Annotated in this window: 19 protein-coding genes; 4 read left to right on the top strand and 15 right to left on the bottom strand. The window is 31.0% G+C overall.

What is annotated here, in order from left to right; translation table 11 throughout:
• Positions 1-3: 3 nt before the first annotated feature.
• Both prmC and prfA read right to left on the bottom strand, forming a co-directional pair.
• Positions 4-858 (bottom strand): peptide chain release factor N(5)-glutamine methyltransferase, encoded by an 855-nt coding sequence (prmC, locus tag B5E79_RS09185; protein WP_087243916.1) that lies wholly within the window; start codon positions 856-858, stop codon positions 4-6.
• Positions 855-1,931 (bottom strand): peptide chain release factor 1, encoded by a 1,077-nt coding sequence (gene prfA, locus B5E79_RS09180; RefSeq protein ID WP_087297780.1) that lies wholly within the window; start codon positions 1,929-1,931, stop codon positions 855-857. The genes prmC and prfA overlap by 4 nt, the downstream gene beginning before the upstream one ends.
• A gap of 135 nt (positions 1,932-2,066) precedes the next feature.
• Here prfA and B5E79_RS09175 point away from each other — a divergent pair, with 135 nt between their 5' ends.
• Positions 2,067-2,717, top strand: coding sequence for an HAD family hydrolase (locus B5E79_RS09175; RefSeq protein WP_087297779.1), 651 nt, complete (start codon positions 2,067-2,069; stop codon positions 2,715-2,717).
• Positions 2,718-2,888: 171 nt separating this feature from the next.
• Here the strand turns inward: B5E79_RS09175 and B5E79_RS09170 are convergent, their stop codons facing one another.
• The 4 genes from B5E79_RS09170 to B5E79_RS09155 form a co-directional block, all read right to left on the bottom strand.
• Entirely contained in the window at positions 2,889-3,542 is a 654-nt protein-coding gene (locus tag B5E79_RS09170) for an ABC-2 transporter permease (protein WP_087297778.1), read from the bottom strand.
• Positions 3,539-4,384, bottom strand: coding sequence for an ABC transporter ATP-binding protein (locus B5E79_RS09165; protein WP_087297777.1), 846 nt, complete (start codon positions 4,382-4,384; stop codon positions 3,539-3,541). Before B5E79_RS09165 ends, B5E79_RS09170 begins: the two co-directional genes overlap by 4 nt.
• A gap of 2 nt (positions 4,385-4,386) precedes the next feature.
• Positions 4,387-4,758 (bottom strand): GntR family transcriptional regulator, encoded by a 372-nt coding sequence (locus B5E79_RS09160; RefSeq protein WP_087297776.1) that lies wholly within the window; start codon positions 4,756-4,758, stop codon positions 4,387-4,389.
• Between the two features lie 95 nt (positions 4,759-4,853).
• Positions 4,854-5,273, bottom strand: coding sequence for a GNAT family N-acetyltransferase (locus tag B5E79_RS09155; RefSeq protein WP_087297775.1), 420 nt, complete (start codon positions 5,271-5,273; stop codon positions 4,854-4,856).
• An 84-nt stretch (positions 5,274-5,357) separates the two neighbouring features.
• On the opposite strand from B5E79_RS09155, the gene B5E79_RS09150 reads away from it, so the two are divergent.
• Positions 5,358-6,518, top strand: a complete 1,161-nt coding sequence (locus B5E79_RS09150) for a CapA family protein (protein WP_087297774.1) — start codon at positions 5,358-5,360, stop codon at positions 6,516-6,518.
• A gap of 9 nt (positions 6,519-6,527) precedes the next feature.
• Here the strand turns inward: B5E79_RS09150 and B5E79_RS09145 are convergent, their stop codons facing one another.
• The 4 genes from B5E79_RS09145 to B5E79_RS09130 all read right to left on the bottom strand — a co-directional run bounded on the left by B5E79_RS09145 (position 6,528) and on the right by B5E79_RS09130 (position 12,089).
• A complete protein-coding gene (locus B5E79_RS09145; protein ID WP_087297773.1) occupies positions 6,528-7,967 on the bottom strand; it encodes a glycoside hydrolase family 1 protein in 1,440 nt (479 codons plus the stop codon).
• Between the two features lie 77 nt (positions 7,968-8,044).
• Entirely contained in the window at positions 8,045-8,386 is a 342-nt protein-coding gene (locus B5E79_RS09140) for a DUF5684 domain-containing protein (protein ID WP_241147479.1), read from the bottom strand.
• Between the two features lie 143 nt (positions 8,387-8,529).
• On the bottom strand, positions 8,530-11,187 hold the full coding sequence (locus tag B5E79_RS09135; RefSeq protein ID WP_241147478.1) for a DEAD/DEAH box helicase family protein: 2,658 nt from the start codon (positions 11,185-11,187) through the stop codon (positions 8,530-8,532).
• 68 nt (positions 11,188-11,255) lie between these two features.
• Complete coding sequence (locus B5E79_RS09130; RefSeq protein ID WP_087243927.1) at positions 11,256-12,089, bottom strand: DegV family protein; 834 nt, start codon at positions 12,087-12,089, stop codon at positions 11,256-11,258.
• 257 nt (positions 12,090-12,346) lie between these two features.
• On the opposite strand from B5E79_RS09130, the gene B5E79_RS09125 reads away from it, so the two are divergent.
• Both B5E79_RS09125 and B5E79_RS09120 read left to right on the top strand, forming a co-directional pair.
• A complete protein-coding gene (locus B5E79_RS09125) occupies positions 12,347-13,684 on the top strand; it encodes an FtsX-like permease family protein (RefSeq protein ID WP_087297770.1) in 1,338 nt (445 codons plus the stop codon).
• Positions 13,656-14,942: an ABC transporter ATP-binding protein gene (locus B5E79_RS09120; protein ID WP_087297769.1), complete on the top strand. Its 1,287-nt coding sequence runs from the start codon at positions 13,656-13,658 to the stop codon at positions 14,940-14,942. Before B5E79_RS09125 ends, B5E79_RS09120 begins: the two co-directional genes overlap by 29 nt.
• 689 nt (positions 14,943-15,631) lie before the next feature.
• Here B5E79_RS09120 and B5E79_RS09115 read toward each other — a convergent pair.
• The 5 genes from B5E79_RS09115 to B5E79_RS09095 form a co-directional block, all read right to left on the bottom strand.
• On the bottom strand, positions 15,632-16,516 hold the full coding sequence (locus B5E79_RS09115; RefSeq protein ID WP_087246033.1) for a ParB/RepB/Spo0J family partition protein: 885 nt from the start codon (positions 16,514-16,516) through the stop codon (positions 15,632-15,634).
• Entirely contained in the window at positions 16,503-17,276 is a 774-nt protein-coding gene (locus tag B5E79_RS09110; protein WP_087297768.1) for a ParA family protein, read from the bottom strand. The genes B5E79_RS09115 and B5E79_RS09110 overlap by 14 nt, the downstream gene beginning before the upstream one ends.
• Before the next feature lie 12 nt (positions 17,277-17,288).
• Positions 17,289-18,149, bottom strand: a complete 861-nt coding sequence (locus tag B5E79_RS09105; RefSeq protein ID WP_087297767.1) for a phosphatidylserine decarboxylase — start codon at positions 18,147-18,149, stop codon at positions 17,289-17,291.
• On the bottom strand, positions 18,146-18,778 hold the full coding sequence (locus tag B5E79_RS09100) for a CDP-alcohol phosphatidyltransferase family protein (protein ID WP_087297766.1): 633 nt from the start codon (positions 18,776-18,778) through the stop codon (positions 18,146-18,148). The genes B5E79_RS09105 and B5E79_RS09100 overlap by 4 nt, the downstream gene beginning before the upstream one ends.
• A gap of 137 nt (positions 18,779-18,915) precedes the next feature.
• Positions 18,916-19,359 (bottom strand): Hsp20/alpha crystallin family protein, encoded by a 444-nt coding sequence (locus B5E79_RS09095; RefSeq protein ID WP_087297765.1) that lies wholly within the window; start codon positions 19,357-19,359, stop codon positions 18,916-18,918.
• Positions 19,360-19,437 lie beyond the last annotated feature (78 nt).

Here is a 19,437-nt window from a genome sequence, read left to right as displayed (position 1 = left end):
ATGTTAACTCAAATGATAATAAATAAACAACATGCGATCTTTTCCATTGATATCCTTGATAATTTCATAAGGAATACCTGGAAAATACTGTTCTACTGCCTGTGACATGAGTTCTCTTTGATCAAATCCCATTTCAAAAGCAAGTAAAGCACGGTCTTTTAAAACATGACGAACATCTTTAAAGATCTTTCGATAAAAATACAAACCATCATTTCCACCAAATAAAGCCACATGGGGTTCATTATCTTTCACAACACTTTCAATTTCCTGATCTTGTGGAATATAAGGTGGATTGGATACAAAGATATCAAACTTCTGTTGACGGTCTATCAATGGCTCTAACATATCCCCTTGATAAAAAGTCACTTGAGCATCTAATTCACTGGCATTCGCTTTAGCGACCTCTAATGCTTCTTCACTGATATCTGTTGCGACGACATTTAATTTTGGTTCTTCTAATGCCAAAGTAATCGCAATCGCTCCTGAACCCGTTCCTACATCACATAAATCAATAGATGAATAATCATCAAAATAATCATCAATTTTATAAAGAATATTTTCTACCAATTCTTCTGTTTCATAACGTGGTATCAACACATTTTCATTGACTATAAAATCTCTAGAGAAAAAGTTTTCTTTTCCATTAATATATTGAATAGGTTCCCCATTCATATATCTTTGCATACCATCCTGAAACTGTTTTAATAATTCTTCATCAACTTCTTCATCCATCATCAGATACAATTGATGAGGCTCTTTATGAGCCAAATGATAAAACAGAACTTTCGCAACATTACAGTCTTTATCTTTTTCATCAAGCATGGCTTCACTTTGACGAATCAGTTCTCTTAAAATCATTGTTCTTCTCCTAGAAGTTTCAATCTTTGATCTTCATTCATCAAAGCTTCAATAATATCATCCAGTTTCCCTTCCATAATACGGTCTAACTGCTGAATTGTTAATCCAATACGGTGATCAGTGACACGATTTTGTGGATAGTTATATGTTCTGATCTTTTCGCTACGATCTCCAGTTCCAATCTTACTACGACGTTCACTGCCAATTGCTTCTTCCTGTTCACGTAATTTCATTTCATATAATTTTGTACGCATTGCACGCATTGCTTTATCTCTGTTGTCATGCTGACTACGTCCATCCTGTGAAGTTGTCACAACACCTGTTGGAATATGTGTAATACGTACTGCTGAATCTGTTTTATTAATATGCTGTCCTCCTGCACCTGATGCACGATATGTGTCAATTCTTAAATCAGATGGATTTAATTCAAAATCAACTTCTTCTGCTTCAGGCATCACAAGCACAGTCGCTGTAGAAGTATGCACACGTCCCTGTGTTTCTGTTTTAGGTACACGTTGTACACGATGTGAACCAGATTCAAACTTCAATTTTGAATAAACACCTTCCCCTTTAATCATAAAGGAAATCAATGAATAGCCCCCAGCTTCACTATCCTGAGCTTCCAAAACTTCAATCTTCCATCCCTGTGATTCTGCATATTTGACATACATTCTATATAAGTCACCTGCAAAGATATTCCCTTCATCTCCACCAGCGGCTCCACGAATTTCAACAATAACATTTTTATTATCATTTGGATCTTTAGGAATTAATTCTAAATGTAATTTTTCTTCAATTTGAGGTTTCTTTTCTTCCAATTCACTTAATTCCAATTCAGCCATTTCCTTAATTTCTGGATCACTTTCTTTAAGTAATTCTTTGGCTTCTTCAATTCCATCTAAAACCTTTTTATATTCTTGATATAACTGATAAGCATTTTCCAAAGTTGCCTGTTCTTTAGATGCTTCTGTCATCTTTTGAACATCATTTGCGATACTTGGATCCATTAATATTTCATTTAATTCTTCATATCTTCTTGCGATTGTTTCCAATCTTTCCATCATATTATTCATACTCTAACCTCCAAACCGTTACCATTATAATATAAACATTTAAAATAAGCAAAATAATCTTGTCATAATCTTTGTTTTTTCATTGACACAGATAGATCATTTTCTTATACTCAATATAAAGTGGAGGAATAAAAAATGTTAAAAGCGGTTATTTTTGATATGGATGGATTAATGATTGATACAGAAAATGTCACTTATCAATGTTATAAAGATGTTTTAAAAACGATGAACTTAGAAATGACAAAAGCGTTTTATACAACTTTATTAGGGCGTACTATGGAAGCCACAAGACGTGCTATGTTTGATCAATATGGCGAAGATTTTCCTATTGAAGAAGTTGCGAAAAAGGTACATCAGTTAATGGATGAACAATTTGCAAGAGATGGTGTTCCATTAAAAGATGGTCTTGTGAAATTGTTGACTTATTTAAAGGAACATCATTATAAAACAATGATTGCTACTTCAAGTCGTCGTGAAAGAGTCAATGCTTTATTAACTGATAATGGCATTCTCAATTATTTTGATGATGTGATCTGTGGTGATGAGGTCGAACATGGAAAACCTGCTCCCGATGTTTTCTTGAACGCTTGTCAAAAGTTAAATGTTCAGCCAAGTGAAGCACTTGTCTTAGAAGATAGTGAAGCAGGTATACAAGCAGCCCATAACGCTCATATATCTGTGATTTGTATTCCAGATATGAAATACCCTGATGAAGATTATGCTAACAAAACAACTTGTATTCTTGATTCACTTCATCAAGTGATTGATTATATTGACAATTTATAAACATAAAAGATTATCAGCCTCAAAAACTGATAATCTTTTTTCATTGATCATTTTTTCTATTCTTTCGATTCTTCCTTTGACGATAAGCTCGAATAGCCTTATTTCTCGTCGGTATCCCAACCCCTAAAAGCAACACAACCATGAGTATTGTAAAATCCATTGATGATTCTCCTAGAATTCTTTTTTATTCATAATAGATAGACTGACTTTTAAAGAGACCAACATAATTAAAAATCCAATCATCAAAAGAATCACCATAAACATTACTGGACCTAAAGCATCAATAGCTAAAATCAATGGAAGAACATCGATATGAAAGATTTCCACTATTTTCATAACCACAAATCCAATCACAACAAGGACACCTACACAAGCAATGAGAGCATATCTTCCTTTTTCTCCACCAAAACGCAGATGAACAGGTATCATCAATGATTCTATGACAAGAAACATCGGTAAAATCACGAAAGCTCCAATCAACATATCTGAAGTCACAGGCTTCCCCTGAACAATAAGCATCAAGCTACATATCATCACTGATACTATCCAGGCTCCTGTTCCTAAAATCAATCCATAAACATACTTTTCTAAAACATAAGTTTTTCTAGAAAAAGGAAGTGTTAATAAGAATGGATAACCATTATCAAATTCATCATAAGAAATTGTACTGACGGTAAATAATGATAGTATAAATGTTATAAAACCAATCATAAAAGTTGGATCTTGCGAACTGATTGATATCAAACCTGCCACAACAATAATAATGATAAAGAAACTCTTTTGCATCAACATCAATTTAAAATCTTTAATCAATAAACCTTTCATGATTTTTCACCTCTAATCATCATTGTCATCACATCATCAATATGACTATTTTCTAATACAATATTAGGATAATTTTCTCTATAATATTGTTTTTGATGAGTCAAACAGCTATAACCATAACTTTCCTTTTTGTATTTTAAGATATACGCCTTATCCAACTGTTCAAATTGTTGATCATCTACCTTTAATAAAGCATACTCACTTAATAAGACATCCGTATCTTCATGCATAATTACTTGACCATCATGAATCATATAGACATCATCACAGAGTGTTTCTAAATCACTGGAAATATGAGAACTGATTAAAATAGCTCTTTGATCATCTTCTGTCATATAATCTCTCATCATATCAAGCAATTCATCTCTCGCAATCACATCTAGCCCCGCTGTTGGTTCATCCAAAATCAACAGTTGAGCCTGATGACTCATCGCAACGATAATTTTCAATTTTGCTTTCATCCCTGTAGAAAATTCTTTGATTTTCTTATTTTTAGGCAATTCAAACTGATTCACCATACGTAAGAAGAATGATTTATCAAATTGTTTATATAAATTCTCTAATATAGGAATAATATCTGATATTGTTAAATATCCACTAAAACCTGAATCCGATAAAACAACACCTAATAACTGTTTATCCTCTTCATTCAAAGCAGATTGACCAAATATTTCAATTGATCCTCCATCACATTGAATTAACCCTAAGATAGCTTTAAATGTTGTACTCTTTCCAGCTCCATTTTGTCCTATCAAGCCAGTGACATAACCTGGTTTGACTTCTAAAGAACAGTCTAATGAAAATGAAGCATAATTCTTTTTTAAATGTTTTACCTTTAACATAATTAACCCTCCAGAATCATCTCAAATAAACTCTTTAATTCTTCATCACTGATTCCACATCTTCTACCTTTTTGAATGGCCATTTCCAAATCGGCTTCGATTTCCTTTTTTTGTTCTTCCAATAACAATTCACGATTATTCGCACTCACATATGTTCCTTTTCCATGAACTGTCACTACAAACCCTTCTTCTTCCAAGTTATCGTACGCTTTCTTGACAGTCAGGGCACTTATTTTCAACTCTTTTGAGAGAGTACGAACAGATGGTAACTGATCATTTTCTTTAAGTTCTCCTTTTCTTATCATTGTTTTAATCTGATCAACAACTTGTTCATATATAGGTGTCATTAAAGAATGATTAATAATAATTTTCATTTTCTCCCTCCTGTTCATAAACAGTATATAACAGTATGAAACTGTTGTCAACTGTTATATACTGTTATATACAAAAAAAGAACTATCTTATAGTTCTATAAATTTTTTGTATAGTTATAATGCAACATCTCATAATCATTTTGTTCATAAAAGTGATGCGCCTGTTTTCTATAAGTCGATGTTGATAATTCAATCTGTTCTAAACGCAATTCATTGGCCTTAGCTTCGATAGCCTGTAATAACTGTCCGCCAATTCTCTGACCTCGACTTTCTGGTAAAACAACCAGTTCAACAATTTCTCCTGTATCTTGATTATGATGTAAATAACGATGAATCTGAAAGCTTAAAAACCCTAATATTTTGTCTTGTCGATAAACCAGATATACCACATCATTACTATTGATTCCCTGGTGATAAGTTTGTTTAAAATGATCATAATCCAATTTTTGATTTTCTAATATACACATTAAGTCATAAATCTCATCACAATCTTCTAATCTTGCTTTTTCAATCATATAAACCCTCTTTTCTCTATATTTTATTATATCATAGGTATTGAACAGCTTTCGACAATATTATACAATCATTATGGTGATTTCATGAAAAAAATAAAATTATTTGTTTGTTTGGTCCTTTTGCTTGTTGGATGTCAACCGCAACCACAAACACAACCTCAAAAAGAAGAAATAAAAAACACAGTAAGCTGTCATTTTATTGGTGATTTATTATATGAGAAGCCTTATTATGACTGGATCGAAGATGATAGCCAAGATAAAGGCTATTATGATTTGGTAAGACCTTATCTACAAAATGATGATTTATCCATTGCTAATCTGGAAACACCTATTGGTGGTAAAGAACTGAACATTTCTGGGACAGGCTATTCTTTTAATGCTTCTCGTGAAATTGGTAAACAGGTAGCATCGCTTGATTTAGAAGTCGTTTCAACTGCTAATAACCACGCTAATGATCGAGGAAATCAGGGCATTGATAATACCCTTGATTTCTTAAAAGAAAAAGATATTTTAGCTGTGGGAACTTACTATAATCAAGATGATAGAGATCAAGGAAAATATATGACTATTCATGGAATAAAGTTTGGTTTTGTATCTTATACATATGCAACAAATCAAATTGTCAGTGATGAAAATCAAGCCAAAGTTGCTTTATTTAATCGTCCTAGTGACCGAAAAATGACACAGGCATATAAAGATTTATTAACGAAAGAAGTCACACAAACAAGAGAAAACTGTGATATTTTAATCGCAATGATGCATTGGGGAACTGAATTTACTTATGAAATATCGAAACAACAAGAAGATGTTTCTAAGTTATTAAGTGATTTAGGAGTAGATATTATTATAGGTAATCACCCACATTGTTCACAAACTATGGAATGGATTAACAATAAAACACTTTGTATGTATTCACTTGGTAACTTTGTCAGTGCTGATCCTATTGTTGATCGTACGCATCAAGAATTTAAAAATGCCTATAATGTTTCTATGATGGTATCATTGGATATCGTTAAAGAAAATCATCAGTTCTCTATTCAAAATATTGATTATATCCCAATCATTAATTATTATGATCAAAATCTAGAAAACTTTAAACTGATTCCTTATGATCAATATACATCTCAATATGAAACAACACATTATCATTATCAAAATGGTTTAACAAAAAAATGGATTGAAGAAACTTATCAACAACTCATTCCTCAATCCTTATCAGATCACGTATTGCAAAAGACTGCCTAAGCAGTCTTTTTAATCTAAATCTTCACCATTTGTTTCAATAACTTTTTTATACCAATAGAAAGATTCTTTCTTACGACGAGAGAAATCTCCTGTTCCATCATCATATCTTTCAACAAAGATAAATCCATAACGTTTAGCCATTTCTCCTGTTGAAGCAGAAACCAAATCAATGCATCCCCAAGGTGTATAACCTCTTAAATCAACACCATCTAAAACAGCTTCATGCATTTGTTGGATATGACTTCTTAAATAATCTATACGATAATCATCACGAACTTTACCATCTTCATCTATCTTATCATAAGCGCCTAGTCCATTTTCTACGACAAAGATTGGTTTTTGATAACGATCCCAGATTTCATTTAATGAATAGCGAAGTCCAATAGGATCAATTTGCCATCCCCAGTCACTAGCCTTTAGATATGGATTTGGAACACCACCTAAGATATTTCCTTTACCAGATTCTTTAGATTTGTCAGCTGTTTGACAATTTGACATATAATAAGAACATGTGTAGAAATCAACAGGTCCAGCCGCTAAAATATCATCATCACCTGGTTCCATATGTACTGTAATGTTGTTATCTTTAAAATATCTCTTGATATAGTTTGGATATTTTCCACGACATTGAACATCACTACAGAACCAGTTCATTAAGTGTCCTTTTTGTTGATTAACAATTTCATCTTCAGGATGACAAGTTAAAGCATAACTTGTTGCCATAATTTGCATACATCCTACTTGATAGTTTGGATCAATGTCATGAGCCATTTTTACAGCTAAAGCACTGGCAACAAATTGATGATGTAATCCTTGAAAACGATTGTTTGGATTATCGACCTGATCCATAAAATCCATTGTTTTAATTTCATTTAAAATCCCTTGAGATAAAAATCCACCCATTGGTGTTGTCGCACTATTGATTTCATTGAATGTTAACCAGTATTTGACTTTTCCTTTATAACGTGTAAAGATAGCTTTACAGAAATTTAAATAACAGTCAATCATTCTACGATCAGCCCAACCATTCCATTTCTTTGTGAGATGGAATGGTACTTCATAATGAGAAATAGTGACCATTGGTTCAATACCATATTTTAAACATTCATCAATTAAACTTTCATAGAACTTTAATCCTTCTTCATTAGGTTGTTCTTCATCACCATTTGGAAAGATTCTTGTCCATGCAATTGAAAAACGATACATTTTAAATCCCATTTCAGCAAATAATGCAATATCTTCTTTATATCTATGATAATGATCAATTGCATCATGACTAGGATAAAAAGTTTCTTCTTCTAAAACTGGTGTAATTCTTTTACTTGTTGTTGCTGTACCACCTGTACAGATATCTGGACAAGAAATACCTTTTCCACCTTCTTGCCATCCACCTTCTAATTGATTAGCAGCAGTTGCTCCACCCCAATAAAACCCACTTGGGAAACTCATATCTTTCATTCCTCCTTTTTCCATATTATAATCAATATTCCCATTTTTTCATATTCATTTTCATAACTTGAAAGTCTTTAACCTATATATCTTGACTGACCAAAAGCTAAAATCAAAATAAAGATTGGGTAAAAGAAAAATAATCCTAAGGCAAATAATAATCCATGTCCAAAAGCATAAGATAATCTCATAAGGAGATAAATGATAAATATGATATTAATAAAAGGAATCAGGACTATCAACATTGTCCATCCAGAGCTTGTAACCATCTTACAAAAAGAATAAATATTATAAATTGGAATCAAGGCATACCATCCTTTTAAATGAGCCTTTTTGAATAATTGCCACCACGCTATGATACTTATTAATGATATAATGAATCCACCTGTTAAAAATATCTTTGAAAATTCCTGCATCATAATCCTCTCCTTTTTTCTTATTATAGCATAAAGGACTATTGACAATAACAATAGTCCAATAATCTTAAATCAAAACCAGATGATTTCTTCTTATTTTCAAACACTGAAATAAATTTTATATAGGCATTGACATCAAAATAAATCTATTCCAAAGCCCCTTTAACTTTCTTTCTTGTTAAGAGTCTATTTTGTCTATTAGCTAAAGCATCTTTTCTTCCTTGAAGCAAAATCTTTCTTCCTGCTTCATTTCTTGTATAAATCAATTGATATTTTCCTATATAAGGCTGCATACACTGCGCAAAAATCATCGCATCTTCTTTACGTTTAGAAAAAATATCAGGAACGACAAAATATCTATCCATCTTATTTCTTTGATGTTTGTTGTAAAGGATATAGCGTTGATTATCAATTTCATCAAAAAATTCATTCACACATTTTGCAAATAAAGCCTTATCATGAGCAGTTCCTCCACTTAAATAAATAGAGTATAAAACCGCTTGTGATTCTGTTTGTACACGACAATTTAACATTTCAAACAAATGCATATTTAACATAGCCTGATAAATGCCATCACCAAAAGACTGTAAACGATTCAAAGGATTCATCCATGTAAATACTTTTTTTAATCTCCATAACACGCTCACAACACCAATGAAAATACAAGAAAATAAAACATAAATCATAGACTTGCTTTGAATGTGTAAAAGCATTGCTAGTACACATATCAAAATACCTGTAAGTACAAAACTCAGTATAGTGAATAACACATGTCTAATCGCATCATACAATAAGACACTTGTCATATTTTGATCTTCCATGTCTACTTCTTCAACAACTTCAATTTTATCATATATAGCTAAAGAACGGTCCCATCTTTCTTTTAACTGTTCTCTTTGAGAGGATAATTCCAACATTTTTTGATTGGTTTTTTTAATATGTGAGCGATCTAATGGATACTGAATTGCAGTCAATCTTTCAATACCGTTTTCAATAAAGTCTTTTTCATAATGAAGGCCTAAGAAATGTTCCATCCTTCTTCTCAAGTTTTCAAAATCACTTTCAGTCTGATTGATCTCCTGTCTATGATTGATAATTCCTTTTTGAGGAGGAACACAGACAAGATGCCAGATATGACTCACTTTATCTGGATTTTTATGATAGGTACGAATGGCTCTTCCACGCATTTGATTACTTAACATAAATGAACCAACAAAACTTGCGAGAATTAAAGTATTTACGCAAGGTGAATCCCAACCTTCACCAAGCAATGACTTTGTCCCAATTAAAACTTGAATATCTTCCTGTTCAAATAAATCACTCACTGCTTCTATGATTTCATGATGATTTCCTTTCACATTCACTTTAACATAATCATCAATGGCCTTAAATGGCTGAAATGTCATTTCTATTTGTTGTGAGACAAGTTGTCTTAATTGATTTTTTAAAAAAGCAGGAATGATAATCATAGATCCACATAAGACTGCCAAATGAAATGGTTGATGATGTTGAATACTTTCTCTTCTTAACATTTCAAAGAAAGGAAGAACCCCTAAAGCATGCACACTCATTGTATCATCACCAATAGCTTTTTCATATTCACCTTTGATATAATCCGTTAAAATTAATAATTTTAACTCTCTATTCATATGTTTGTATTCATGGCATACAATATCTCGAATACTTTCACATTTTCCAACCGAAGAAATCAGCATCTTTTCAAAAGCAATATCAACTTGCATAATAACTTTCTTTTTCTCAATCAATCCATGTGATTTGACATATTTGTAAAGCTCTTCAAAATCTTCCTCATTGATAGTATAAGAATCCCTGTCATCAAAGAAAAATCCCTGCAATAAAATTTCCATCCATTTTATAGACATCTTCTCCAACTTCTTTGTTCCCAATATTTTTAAATATTCTCTTGGATAAGAGAGTTGTTGACTTTCCAAGTAAATCAATAGAGAAGATAAATACGCTGGATTTTCTAATGCTTTATCTAAATCTTGAATAGATCTTACATATGGATGTGATAAAATAGCCTGTTGGAATTTTTGATGATGCATGAAAAATGAAAAAACATTTTGTACATCATCTTGAAATTCTTTCATCTTTGCTTCTTCTTTAGCTGTTGGATAATTAAAATAAACATAATCCTGATGTGGACACAGACTCCCTTCTTTGACTAATTCAGGTACTGTAATTTCTATGTCAATGTCTCCACACATATCTAAATATCTTGTCCACATGGCTATGGAAGAATCATATGGTGGTGTTGCAGTTAAGGAAATTGTAAAAACAGTAGTGATTTGCTTTTTAAAATCCTCCAACGCTTTCCACCATTCAGTTCTTAAATGATGACATTCATCTAAACATAATGTTTCTATTCCTGCTTCTTTTATAGCTTCAATTAAAGAAAAATCCTGATAATCTACATTTTCTTCATCTTCTTGATCTTTAACCTTTCGCATGGCACTATGAATAGATTGATACGTTGAAACATTAATCAATCGAAGATGTTTTAAATCCTGTGATATATATTTCTCACTTTTCAATCCTGCTTTTAAAAAAGCTTCATTGATTCTTGTCACCCATTGTTGTCGAATAGTAATTGTTGGTACAAGAATTAATGCTGGGTTATTAACGCGTCTGATAATTTCAATACCTAAAGTCGTTTTTCCTGAACCAGGCGCAGCGACAATATGAATTTTATGATCTTTTTTATAAATATCTAATTGATTCAATACTCTTTGTTGATAATCTCTCCAAACACCTTGAAACTCTAATATATCTTGACAGTTCACCATCATCACCTCTCGTTTTCATTATATAATAAAAGACCGTTAATGACATTATTAACAGCCTTATTCCTTTATTTTCTAATCGCTTGAACAGCAATACAACCTGGTCCGCCTTGAGCTATAAAAACAGGAGAAAGATCATACATTTCAATGACTGTATTTTCAAAAACAGTCTGTAACTGTTTGACAACATCTTGAGCCTGTTTCAAAACCCCTGCATGTGTCACATAAATTTTAAAGTCTTCATTCACACCTAATTCTTGGAAAGCTTTCATAATTTCTTTAACAGCACTTTTAAAAGTCTTTTTCATAGCATATTTTTCTAATCTTTTAGCATCTTTTGTAGTTGTCATAATAGGTGTAATCTTCAACATACCACCAAGTGTTGCTGCAAGTGGTGTTAAGCGTCCTCCACGTTTTAAAAAGCCAAAGTCTTGAGGAATTAAAAATGATTTTTCACATGCAATGCTTTTATGTAATTCTTTCATAATATGATGAATATCCAATCCCTGTTCTCTTAAAGCAACAGCTTTTTCTACTAAGTACCTTTGTGGTCCACATAAAGTCATAGAATTAATAACATGAATATTTTCACTATGCTCTACACTTTCTTTTGCACTCACTGTACTTTGATATGTTCCTGATAATCCATCAGCCATATTAATAACCAAAATGTCTTCCTCTGGATATTTTTCAAATAATTCCATTGTTTCACCAATAGAAGGCTGTGATGAACTAGGTACATGCCCTTCTTTGACAATATCTAAAAATTCCTGACTTGTCACATCAACATATTCTTTATAACTCTTTTTATCAGCTATAACATTTAAAGGAAGAACATCAACCCCTATTTTTTCTCCTTCCTTTGGTGATAGTAAAGCTCCCGTATCCGTAATAATCTTCATATCCAATCTCCTCGTATCCATAATCTCTTAATTATAAATTAACAAATATATATGGGAATGTCAATATAAATGTAGTTTTTAAAACCATATTTGATAGAGAAAAAATCAATTTATTTTTTTATTTCATTATTGCAGAAATTATTTTAATTATTTATGTATAGGTGTATTATATTAGTAGAAAGAGAACTTTTTCATAAAAATTCTTGACCTTGTAGTTACTCTATAGTGTTTAATAAGAATGAAAGAAGGGAAAACATATGCTTACATTCATTAAAAAAATTGTTATTCATCAAAAGAAAGACTATTTACTTTTATTAAGTATCTTAACATTGATAGCTTCTTTTGAATTTTGTTTTATTGCCATGTATGATCATCTTTCGCGTTTAGATTTAAAAATTGACTGGATGACATTCAGGGCAATTGCCTTTATTCCATTTTTAACCTTAATGATAGCAGTTGTATTGAGTGTTTTTGTTGCGAAATATTTTATTCAAAATAAAAAACACGAATTTTCAATGTTATTACTTTTTGGAAGAAAACCCAAAGATTTATTTCTTTATCTGATAATTCAATATGGTATCATGTCTTTGATTGCTTTTTTTCTAGGATTCATTTTAGGTATCTTGATTATGAAAGGTATCAATATTTATCTGATCCATATTCATATGAATTATATTTTCCAATATCATTTCTTAAATACATTTTTCTTGTATACTTTCTTTTTAATCTTTACTGTGATCTTTATTTTAGCAATAAGTGCTCAACAGTTTACGGAGATTGATACTCATATTATAGAAACAATAAATCATAAGAATATGCAAAAAGTGACACCTTATATGATTTCTATGAGTCGTCATGATCAAAAACGTAAGGTTCCAACCGGTCAGATCATTTCATCCCTATTCACTCTCCATATCTTTTTCTACTCATTATATGCATTAGCGACTGATTCGTTATTTGAAAATAAATTCATTTATTTTGCATTATTTCTAATATCTATTGCTTCTATTGCTTCCATTATTAATACTTTCATTCCACTTTTATTCGATCTATTTCACTCGACACTTCTTCATCACCCACTCTTATTCAACAGCATTTCAAGCTTTATTGATTTAACCAATCAGCTTGTTTCTATTGCCAATATTCATTCCATTGTCTTACCTACAATGTTTATCCTTGTATTAATGAGTGGTGACATGAGTTATATAACCCCCTTCATTATCCCGTGTTTTATTATGATGCTAATCATGTTGTTACTATGTTTTATTATCAAGTATTCACTATATATCAAATCCATAATGCATATTTACGCAACACAATATGCTTTAGGTTATAGTCCAAGTAAACTGTTTCAAATTTCTATATTTAAAAATCTTTTATTTCTTATATTAGTTATCTTTATACCATTTGTTTACATCTATTCTTTAGGGGATTATATTATCACTCATCAATTTCTCACAAGCCAAGTGATGTATAGTTTAGAATGTTTATATTTGGTTTTATATACTTTGCTTATGATTTATATTATCTTGAAAGAAAGACACTGTATAAAGGAGGTCATCAACAATGTCAAATATCTTAATAGAGGCGAATAATATATCAAAAATATATGATCAGGATATATTCTTAAAACGAGGAAAAAATATCTATGCTTTAAATAATGTCAATTTCCAACTTCAAAAAGGTGATTTTATCTGTATTATGGGACCTTCTGGTTCTGGGAAGAGTACATTATTAAATTGTTTATCAACATTAGATCAACCTAGTCGTGGTGATATACAAATCTTTAATCAGTATATTTCTCAAATGCATAAAAATGACTTATGTGAATTTAGATATCAAAAATTAGGTTTTGTTTTTCAAAATCATAACTTAATTCCTTATCTATCTATTTATGATAACATTGCTGCTCCTATTATTCTAGGTAATCAAAAGAGTCAAGATATTGAAAATAGAATCAAAATTCTTGCGAAAGATTTAGAAATCGAAAGTATTCTTGATAAATTCCCACATGAATGTTCAGGTGGTGAATGCCAGAGAACCGCTATTGCACGTGCTTTAGTCAATGAACCAGAAATTCTATTTTGTGATGAACCTACAGGTAATTTGGATTCTAAAAATTCTCATAAGCTTTTAACAATTCTATCTCATCTCAATCAACGTGATACAACAATTGTTTTAGTGACACACGATCCTATGATTGCCAGTTATGGAAAAACAATGATGTATTTATATGATGGTGGTATTAAAGCTGTTGTTCAAAGAAATCAGGCAACGCAAAGGGAGTTTTTAGACCAAATCAATCAAGTCGTTCATCAAGATACATTGCTTTATGAATTTGATCAGACAAGCCCTTTACAATCTACTAATCCTGCTCCTACAACTAAAAAAATCAAAGTTGATAATCAAGATAAAGCATTTATATCCAGACAAACTGTTTATATGGTATTGGATGGATTCAAAAGTGATGAAAATATCTTAAAAAATAGTACACCACTTTATATTCATGGTACCCATATATCTTATCAGAATGTTCATCATGATGATATTGAGTTTGATTTCAAGGATATTCAAGAAGTCAGAATGGATTTAACTGCACAGTTTGTTATTTTTGGTATATATAGTGAATATGTCTTTCATATTCTATTAGATTGTGTCAGCCCTCAAGGAACATATAAACTTAAAGTAAAAAATAAAGATGATTTCATTCATATTATTGATTACTTCCATCAAAATCATGTTAAAGTTATTGATCCTCGACATATCGAAGAAGCTTATCATCAATATCCTGATGATTATTCTCGTCAAAAATATTATAAAAGAACTCACAAAGATCTATTGAAAAAGAAATAAAAACCTGCTCATATGAACAGGTTTTTATGTTCTTCAATCATTCAAATGAATTCTCAGATTCTATTTTCATCTTGAGTATCTGTATATTTTAAGTCATCATATCATTATCAACTGATTAATAATCATTCTGACATAATGTCATTGAAGTCAGTCATCTTATCATCATGATTCTTTCATCTCTTACAATCTTTTTTTTGAATAAAAAATAAATATATTATTGGAATATAAATGATTATTCCAATAGGTAATATTTTTAAAAAGTGAGATTGTAAAAATGTGATAGAAGATAACATAAATGTTAATTGGGCCATATCAGCAGTAAATTCATAAAATGAGAATTTAGTAATTAATATAATAATAAAATATATAATATAGTAAAATAAGACTGTTTTATCTAATGATGTAATATACGATAAGTGTATACTCATTCTATAATAAACAAAGAATATAGCAAGTAATAGCAAACTACTCCCTATCAGAACATTTGAAAATTCATTAAATTGAATAATCGTGCTAGTTTGATCGAACGCACCTATTGGAGCTATATATGTTAATAAATCGTTTTCTTTTAAATATATGGACACTGATATAACAACAATAAAGAAACAAATCTTTATAAAAAAATATATTTTTTCATTTTTACCTCCACTTGTCTTTATATTGTCATTTCATGTTCAGTATATTAAGTCTTATGATTCTTCAATAACTCCCATTAATTCTAAGATTCTATTTAAATCTTTAGTATCTGTATATTTCAAAGTAATTGTATGATCATCAACTTTAATTTTTGTACGGTATTTTTTACGTAATAATCCTTCTACATAAACATATTCTTGAGGTTTCACTTCTTTAGGTTTAGACTTTCTTGCTTCTTGAAGCTTGATTCCTTTGACAATATCTTCAACTTCTCTTACAGATAATTGTTGTTCAATAGCTTTTTTTGCAACTTCTAAAGCTTTCTTTTCATCAATAGTAATTAAAGGTTTGATATGTCCCATTGTGAGTGTGCCTTCTAAAACATAGTCCTGTAATTTTTGAGGCATCTTTAAAAGTCTAACAGTATTCGCTACATGAGCTCTAGACTTACCAATACGCTTTGCTAATTCTTCTTGCGTTAATTTGAGCTTTTTCATCATATTCTGATAAGCTTGAGCTTCTTCAATTGCATTTAAATCTTCACGTTGAATATTTTCCAGCAATGCAATTTCCATCATTTGCTGATCTGTAAATTCTACGATAATAGCTGGAACTTCTGTTAAACCAACAATTGAAGCTGCACGATAACGTCTTTCTCCAGCGACAATTTCATAACCTTGAATCGCTTCTTTTAAGATAATTGGCTGAAAAATCCCATGTTCTTTGATAGATTGTGCTAATTCATTCAATTTTTCTTCATCAAAATGTTTTCTAGGTTGATAAGGATTAGGACGAATCTGATCAATGGGAATCTGAACTTGTGCAAATTGAGATGGTTTTTTCTCAATTGCATCAATCATTGTTTGAATATCTTCACCTTGAAATAATTCATTTAAACCTTTACCTAAACCACTTTTTTTCTTTTTACTTGCGGCCATTTCGTTTCACCACTTCCTTAGCCAATTTGGCATATGCTTTTGCGCCCTCAGAATGAGCATCATAATCAAAAATATTTAATCCTTCAGATGGTGCTTCAGACAATTTAATATTTCTAGGAATCACAACATCATATACTTTTTCTCTAAAGTATTTTCTAACTTCCTGTGAAACTTCCACTCCTAAATTGGTACGTGCATCCAACATTGTAAGTAAAACACCTTCTATAGTTAAGTTTTCATTAAAAACCTTTTGTGTTAATAAAATTGTATTCAACAACTGTGTAAGTCCTTCTAAGGCATAATATTCACACTGTACAGGAATCAATACAGAATCCGAAGCGGTTAAAGCATTTGTATTCAATAAACCAAGTGCCGGCGGACAATCAATAATCACATAATCGTATTTATTTCTATATTCACCTAATGCCTTTTTCAGTCTTTGTTCTCTTCCAGATTTGACTTGTGAAAGTTCAATTTCAACACCAGCCAAATCAATATTTGCTGGAACAATGTCAAGGTTATCTACACCAGAAGGAATACTAATATCTTGAATAGGCATTTGCTGTGCGATAGCATCATAAATTGTGTATTCCAAAGATGCACGATCAACACCTAATCCCTGTGTCGCATTTGCCTGAGGATCAATATCAATTAATAAAACTTTTTTACCCATATATGCAAGAGCTGCACTTAAATTAACACTTGTTGTTGTTTTACCAACACCACCCTTTTGATTTGTAACAGCTATAACCTTTGACATTTTCTTTCCTCCTTATCTTTTTATTCCTATTTTCTCTCCCATAAGCACACGTGTTTCATCATTATTTTGAGAGTTTTTAATAATATCTTCATCTATAACAACTATATCTTTTTTAAACAAAACAACTATTGTTGATCCACCAAATTCAAAATATCCTTTTTCTTCTCCGCGCTGAAATGATGTCTTGGAATGATTCACAATTTTTCCTACCATCATTGCGCCTACTTCCATATAAATAACATCCCCAAAGTGTTGTGTATGTAACAACGAATATGAACGTGAATTCTGTTTATAAATGGGGTAATAATCATTCGCAACAGGATTAACAGTATGAAAAATACCAGGTATATAAATATCCTGTTCTTTTGTTCCATCATCAATATAACAATAACGATGATAGTCGTCTACCGTCAACCTAAAAATCAGACATGTTCCACCATCATATTCCTGAGCTAACGATTGATTCTTCAATAAATCAGATAAAGAATAGACGGTATCCTTTATTGTTAAATATGTATCTTGATGAATTGGATAATAGGTTAATTTAGAATCTGCAGGTGCAATCAAAAGATCATGTTCCATACAAATAGGTCTTGCTTCTTTTTTTATTTTTCTAGTAAAAAAATCATTATAACAGCTATATTCCTGTTTTTCATATTGACTCATATCAATTTGATTTTGTTGAATAAACGGCTGTATCTTACGTTTTGAAAATCGACTATTCATATAACAGCCACCAATGTGGGTAATAAAAGGAAGGGTTAACACTTTTAGTGCACATCTTCCTAAAAAATGACTGTATAAAAATTTTAATAATTGATTTTGTCTTTGATTGACAATGAGTTCTTGTCCACTTCGGTCAAATATTCTCATAACATCAACAATCCTGTACAAATCAAAATACCCATAACAAGCATAACTAAAATGCCTTTTAAACCAGGTTTTCTTACTTGAAAATTAATAATAAATGCCCATGCGACAACAAACATAACCCATGCATATATACTATACGTCAACTCAGCTGTCAAAACATGTCTTAATAAATAGATAGCTGGAAAGATTAATGCTGCACTTGTGACAGGTAAACCTTGATAGTATTTTCTTTTTTCTGTGGTTTCTTTTTGTCGCATTTCTTCAACCACATTAAAATATCCCAGTCTACTAATAGCACATAAAGCATATAACGCAAAAATAAAAAACCATAACCAAGTTACACCACACACAATAGAATCCATCATGGTATATCCAATAATAGCTGGAAAAATACCAAAGCTAAACATATCAGCTAATGAATCAATTTGTATCCCAAACTTTTTCTCTTCCTCTGTTCTGTCTTTTTTAGTACGTGCTACCATTCCATCAAAAGAATCAAAAGCACCACTTAATAATAAGCAAATAAGTGCTCCACTAAAATTCCCTTTAAATGCCAAATGCGTTCCAAACAAAGCACTTATCAAACTTAAATAAGTTAATATGACAGTATAATTATAAAAACCAATCATATCTTTCTCCCACACATTTTATTTTAACGGTTGTATTATAGCATACTTCTACATTTTTTTATAGGACTTTTCTATAATAGAAGAAATTTCATGAATTGTCTACAAAAAAAGAGTTCGATTTCTCGAACCCTGACTATTTATTCAATCGTAATTGTATTGTTGTTTTCGATGACTTTCATATCCTGTTTTGGTATTGATATTCTCAAGACTCCATCTTCATATTTTGCTTTAATATCACTCTGTGGAACACTTTCTCCCACATAGAAGCTTCGACTCATGCTTCCTGCATATCTTTCCTGTCGGATATATTGTCCTTCTTTATTCTTCTCATCTTTATTTAAGCTCTTTTTAGCTGAGATTGTCAAATATCCATTGTCAAATGACAATTCCACATCTTCTTTCTTGAAGCCTGGAAGATCCACATCCAATTCATATGTTCCTTCTGTTTCACGTACATCTGTTTTCATCATATTTCTTGAATGTTTTCCATATAACGGATTCTTCTTTCCAAAGAATTCCTTATCTAAATCATCAAACCAGTCATCAAATAAACTTTCTCCAAAAATACTAGGCATTAACATATATATCACCTCTTATGAATAATTCTAAGCATTGTTAGAGAATGAACAATGTTTGATATGAGAAGTAAGGAATGCCTT

Source organism: Massilimicrobiota sp. An134, from assembly GCF_002160815.1.
In the GTDB taxonomy this organism is placed as follows: Bacteria; Bacillota_I; Bacilli_A; order Erysipelotrichales; family Coprobacillaceae; genus Allocoprobacillus; species Allocoprobacillus merdigallinarum.
Note: the sequence above shows the minus strand (reverse complement) of the source record. Positions and strands in the feature narration are given on the sequence as shown.